A 610-nucleotide genomic window follows, 5' to 3' on the forward strand; every position below is an offset into this window, starting at 1 on the left:
ACTCCAAGCAACTAAAATTGCCCGTTAAAGTTGGATAAAAATATATAAATTGCCTGATCAAGTGACATGCTTAAAAGTAGGATTATGCTGTTTTGAACGTAATTGTGTTTGTTCGCTTTGTTTATCAGCTGGTTTTAATTTAAAGGGTAAAATAATGCGGTTTAAATTGTTTTGCAGCTGGGTTATTCAAGCGTTGAACAGTTGTAGCTGAGATGGAACAATCTAGTGCCATAGACGTTAAGGATTGTGATTCAGCAGACTTTAGTATGACTTGTGCCTTTACATTTTGTGAAACCTATTCTTTTGAACGATAGGTGTTTTGAAGTGAAACTATAATTACACGCTTTACATATGAAACGTTGCTTTTTCAAAAGTAAATAGGTTGGATTTACACCCGTAATCGGTAAGGTAATTCGAGATGATTGAGTCCCATTTTTATAAACCGTATAGTCAATGTTTCTGACTCCGCACCCTCCGCAATGTGTAGGGGTGTCTGTCAATTTTCGAAGGACATATGTACGTATTTTCCCTTTAAAAGTAATGTTAGGGATCTATTTGAACTTATGTTTCCTATATTTTCTTAGCTAATTGGAGTGCAGAGCGGCGACTC

Annotated in this window: 1 protein-coding gene; it reads right to left on the minus strand. The window is 35.9% G+C overall.

Annotated elements, in window-relative coordinates; genetic code table 11:
* Positions 1-251 precede the first annotated feature (251 nt).
* Complete coding sequence (locus C406_RS21445; RefSeq protein WP_192812628.1) at positions 252-500, minus strand: transposase family protein; 249 nt, start codon at positions 498-500, stop codon at positions 252-254.
* Positions 501-610: the final 110 nt, after the last annotated feature.

Origin of the sequence: Paenisporosarcina sp. TG-14, from assembly GCF_000297555.1 — a bacterium.
In the GTDB taxonomy this organism is placed as follows: domain Bacteria; phylum Bacillota; class Bacilli; order Bacillales_A; family Planococcaceae; genus Paenisporosarcina; species Paenisporosarcina antarctica.